Source organism: Mycobacterium ostraviense (assembly GCF_002705925.1).
Lineage (GTDB): Bacteria > Actinomycetota > Actinomycetes > Mycobacteriales > Mycobacteriaceae > Mycobacterium > Mycobacterium ostraviense.
Window position 1 is genome coordinate 1,074,582 of sequence record NZ_NKRE01000001.1, and the last position, 4,702, is coordinate 1,079,283.

At 65.3% G+C, this 4,702-nt stretch carries 5 protein-coding genes; 1 reads left to right on the plus strand and 4 read right to left on the minus strand.

Annotated features, from left to right (window positions below):
• Positions 1–12: 12 nt before the first annotated feature.
• The 4 genes from mutM to sepIVA all read right to left on the minus strand — a co-directional run bounded on the left by mutM (position 13) and on the right by sepIVA (position 3,027).
• The gene (mutM, locus tag CDN38_RS04835; protein WP_075511432.1) at positions 13–873 is read right to left on the minus strand and encodes a DNA-formamidopyrimidine glycosylase; all 861 of its coding nucleotides are present in this window, start codon (positions 871–873) and stop codon (positions 13–15) included.
• Positions 874–1,599 (minus strand): ribonuclease III, encoded by a 726-nt coding sequence (gene rnc / locus CDN38_RS04840; protein ID WP_075511431.1) that lies wholly within the window; start codon positions 1,597–1,599, stop codon positions 874–876. It lies immediately after the preceding gene.
• Positions 1,596–2,189 carry a YceD family protein gene (locus tag CDN38_RS04845; protein WP_082277197.1) on the minus strand — a complete coding sequence of 198 codons (594 nt, stop codon included), beginning with the start codon at positions 2,187–2,189 and terminating at the stop codon, positions 1,596–1,598. Before CDN38_RS04845 ends, rnc begins: the two co-directional genes overlap by 4 nt.
• 100 nt (positions 2,190–2,289) lie before the next feature.
• Positions 2,290–3,027, minus strand: a complete 738-nt coding sequence (gene sepIVA / locus CDN38_RS04850; RefSeq protein WP_075511441.1) for a cell division protein SepIVA — start codon at positions 3,025–3,027, stop codon at positions 2,290–2,292.
• A 275-nt stretch (positions 3,028–3,302) separates the two neighbouring features.
• Between sepIVA and CDN38_RS04855 the strand changes: the two genes are divergently transcribed.
• Positions 3,303–4,034, plus strand: coding sequence for a thioesterase II family protein (locus CDN38_RS04855; protein WP_075511429.1), 732 nt, complete (start codon positions 3,303–3,305; stop codon positions 4,032–4,034).
• Positions 4,035–4,702 lie beyond the last annotated feature (668 nt).

The following is a 4,702-nucleotide window of genomic DNA, read 5'->3' on the forward strand; positions in this document are numbered from 1 at the left end:
ATGATCTCGACGTCAACGCCGCGGCCGCGGCTGGCATCGCGGACAGTAGAACGACGAGCGGTTCATGAACTTCTCCCGGCGAATCACCGCGCCGCAGCGCCGGCAGTTCTGGCCGTCGCGGCCGTAGGCGTCCAGCGATCGGTCGAAATAGCCCGACTCGCCGTTGACATTGACATACAGCGAATCGAACGAGGTCCCACCCTGGGCCAGCGCGTCACGCATCACCTCGGCGGCGGCATCAAGGACGGCGCCCAGTTGCCGGCGGGTCAGAGTGGCGGCCAGCCGGGCACCGTTCACCTTGGCGCGCCACAGCGCTTCGTCGGCGTAGATGTTGCCGATTCCGGAGACCACCTGTTGGTTCAGGAGCTGGCGCTTCAGTTCGGAATGTTTGCGCCGCAACACCTCAACGACGGCATGGGCGTCGAACCGTGGGTCGAGCGGATCCCGCGCCAGGTGGGCGACCGGCGCCGGCACCACGTTGCCGTCCACGGTCACCAGGTCGGCGAGCAGCCACCCGCCGAAGGTGCGCTGGTCGGCAAAGCTCAGCACGGTTCCGTCGTCGAGCAGGGCGGAGATCCGGACGTGGTCGGAGCGCGGGACTGCCCCCAGCAACATCTGTCCGCTCATGCCCAGGTGCACCACGAGTGCGCTGTCGGGGTTATTCGGGCTATCCAGCGTCAACCACAAGTACTTGCCGCGCCGGTCGGTTCCGGTGATTCGCGCGCCCAGCAGCCGCGCCGTCAAGTCGGCGGGTCCGGCCTCGTGGCGGCGTACCGCCCGGGGGTGATGAACCCGAACCGCGGTCATCCTCTTGCCCACCACGTGGGCCGCAAGGCCGCGCCGCACCACCTCGACCTCAGGTAGTTCGGGCATCTAGAGCGACGGTTTCCCAGCGGTGTCCAGCACGTCCAATGCTTCGAGCGCCTTATAGGCGGCTGACGCGGCTTTCTGCTCGGCTTCTTTTTTGGACCGGCCCATGCCCGACCCGTATTCGGCGTCCAGCACGACGACCACCGCGGTGAACTCCTTGTCGTGGTCCGGGCCGGTGGAGGTGACCAGGTAGGACGGGGTGCCCAGCCCGCGCGCCGCGGTCAGCTCCTGCAGGCTGGTCTTCCAGTCCAGCCCGGCACCCAGCGTCGCCGCCGCGTCCAGCAACGGCCCGAACAACTTCAGGATCACCTTGCGCGACACCTCGATACCGTGCTGCAGGTAGATCGCGCCCAGCAGCGATTCCATACCGTCAGCCAGGATGCTGGACTTGTCGGCTCCGCCGGTGTTGGCCTCGCCGCGGCCCAGCAACATGTGCACGCCGAGGCCGTTGTCGGACAGGTTGCGCGCGACGTCGGCCAGCGCTTGGGTATTGACCACGCTGGCCCGCAGTTTGGCCAGGTCGCCTTCGGAACGGTCGGGGTGGCGGTGGTAGAGCTCGTCGGTGATGGTCAGCCCCAGGACCGCGTCGCCGAGAAACTCCAGCCGCTCGTTGGTCGGCAGCCCGCCGTTCTCGTAGGCATAGCTGCGGTGCGTCAACGCCAGCGACAGAAGTTCATCGGAGAGATCGACACCGAGCGCGTCGAGCAGACTCTGCCGTGACGCCGTCACCGCTCACCTCGATCCGCGGCGCCGGGGCGCCGGGCCGTGACGATGTCGGCCAGCTTCGCCCACCTGGAGTCGATCTGGTCATGGTGATGGTCGGGGTCGGTGTCCAGCACGACTCCGCACTGCGGGCATAGCCCGGGGCAGTCGGGCCGGCAGACCGGGGAAAACGGCAGTTCCAGGCCCACCGCGTCGATGATCGACTGTTCGAGATCGATCTTCTCGTCGACGACGTGCCCGACCTCGTCCTCCTCGGTGGTGGCCGCGGTGGTGCTGTTGGGATAGGCGAACAGTTCGGTCAGGGCAACCCGTACCCGGCCCTGTATCGCGGTCAGGCAGCGGGAGCACTCCCCGGTCGTGGGGGCGGTAACCGTCCCGGTGACCAACACTCCCTCCGAAACCGACTCCACGCGCAGGTCAAGGGCCAGCGGCGCACCCCGCTGGATGGCAATCAGCTCCACGCCGATGCGGGTGGGGCTGTCCACGGTGTCCTGCACGGTGAACATGGCCCCGGGGCGACGCCCCAGCCGGGCGATGTCAATCGCCATCGGCGCGGTCAGACGCCCGTGGGCTGTACGGCTGTGCTGCCTCGCCATAGGAGAGATCCTACGGCGCGCGCCGGGCTCTGGCGGGAATCCACCGCCTGCCGCGCCGAACCCCACCGCCGCGGCGGACCCTCCTGCGGCGGGAACTCGACTAGCGCGTTGCGTAGTCGTGTGTGCCGGCAGCGGTGCGAAGCTGATGGCGGCCTCGTCCGACGGAGCGCAGTGTGCCGTTGAGCATTTCTTCGAATTCGGCAAGCTTGGTGTCCACATAGACATCGCATTCGCCGCGCAGCCGGTCGGACTCGGCGTGCGCCGTGTCGATGAGGCGGGTGGCCTCCGCAGTGGCCGCCTGCACGACCTCGTTCTGCGACACCAGGCGCTGCTGTTCCTTGATGCCCTCTTGCACCGCCTTCTCGTAGGAGATGTTGCCGCTTTCGATCAGTCGATCGCATTCGGACTTGGCCCGGCTGATGCTGGCCTCGTACTCCCGTTTGGCTGAGGCGGCAAGGCGCATCGCCTCCTCCCGGGCGTCTGCGACCATCCGCTCACTGTGCTGGCGCGCTTCGCCCACCATTCGATCGGCCTGGGATTTCGCGTCGGACAGAATCCGGTCCGCCTCCGCGCGGGCATGGTTCAGCATCGAGTCCGCCTCGGTGGTCGCCGCGGAAACCATGGAGTCGGCATGCGCTTTTGCGTCGTGCAGCATCGAATCGCGGGCGTCGAGCACGTCCTGCGCGTCATCGAGTTCGCCGGGGATCGCGTCCTTGATGTCGTCGATCAGCTCGAGCACATCGCCGCGTGGTACCACGCAGCCCGCGGTCATCGGCACGCCGCGGGCTTCTTCGACAATTGCGCTCAATTCGTCGAGCGCTTCAAAGACTCGGTACACGGCCATATCCTCCCGGCATCCCTGCATGACGTTGTTGTTACCAGTGTGCCTGTTGTTATCTCTGTGACGCCGGTGGCGACGTCGGTGTGTCGGCCTGTTTCCCGGCTTCGGCCGACACCGCGGGCTGCACCCGCCGCACCCCCGAAGCCGGCCGGGCTGGCGCGGCGTTCGTGCGCGATCTCCGTGATGGCCACCCTCGGGTTCCCGGCGCCGACGTCGGGCGACGTCGGCCGACGTCGATGTGCATGTTCGGTGGGCCACGGTAGGGTGGCGCCGTGCACGCCCGCTCGAACGACGTCAAAAGCCCTACGCTGTATATCTTCCCGCATGCCGGTGGAACCGCAAAAGACTATGTCGCATTCTCGCGCGAGTTTTCCGGTGGCCTGAAGCGAATAGCTGTCCAGTACCCGGGCCAGAACGACCGGTCCGGCCTGCCGCCGCTGGAAAGCATTCCGGGCCTCGCTGACGAGGTGTTTGCGATGATGATGCCGACCGCGCCGATCGGCGATCCGGTGATCTTCTTCGGTCACAGCATGGGCGGAATGCTGGCCTTCGAAGTGGCATTGAGGTTTCAATCAGCCGGCTACCGCATCCTCGCACTGTTTGTGTCGGCCACGTCGGCCCCAGGCCATATCAGATACAAACAACTCCAGGGTTTCTCGGATAACGAGATGCTGGATTTGGTAGCCCGGGCGACCGGCACTAATCCGGATTTCTTTGCCGACGAAGAATTTCGGGTGGGGGTGCTACCCACATTGCGAGCCGTCCGCGCCATTGCGGGCTACACCTGTCCGCCGGAGACAAAACTCTCGTGCCCAATTTATGCATACATCGGGGACAAAGATTGGATTACGACCCGAGAAGACATGGAGCCGTGGCGTGACCGAACGACGGGCGAATTCGCGATCCGTGTCTTCCCAGGGGATCATTTCTATCTCAACAACAATTTGCCAGAACTCGTAGGAGACATCGAGGATCGCGCGCTCCATCAGCTCCACCAAGCTTAGCTGCGACAAACCTGGCCGGCACCGTACGCGCCAGCGGTGTCATTCCTGGCGCTTGCTGCCGAAGTTCGCCACCGCTCGGCGCCGGAGCCGGCCGGATGCCGCATCGGCAGGCGTATGCCGGACCAGGGGCCGGGTTGGCCGACCGACCGCCGCGCGCCCGCTGGCGCATCACCCCCCGGGCAAGGCTGTGAACTATGTCACAACGAGACGCCGGTCCCAAAGTGCTGGCACCAGCGTGCCAGAATCGAGATACCAACTCTCACTGCACTAGTCATCTGTCACTGATGTATCAAACGTCACATCTGCCACCCCGGCTCACGGCGGACTGCCTGGTACAAAGGCTTAATGCTGGTCGGAACGGTGCGATGGCGGGCGGTAGCATTGGCGGACGCTGTGGGGAAAGTGTGGATTTTCCAAATACTGCCCGCACCCGTCCCGAGAGGTGGTTACCTTACGTAGACCGACTAGTCGTATGGGGAACGGGTTCATTCTGGGGGCGGTCAGCATAGGCACATCGGTGTGCTTCAACAGCAACAGCTGCCTCCTCGTCATAGCGGACTAGTCAGCTCAGACCCGCGGGTTCCACGATGCTGGTCAGTCGCACTGTGGCAGTGATTCGCAGGTGCAACACACAATCAAAACCGACAAGCCGATGGGAGTTAAGTGCG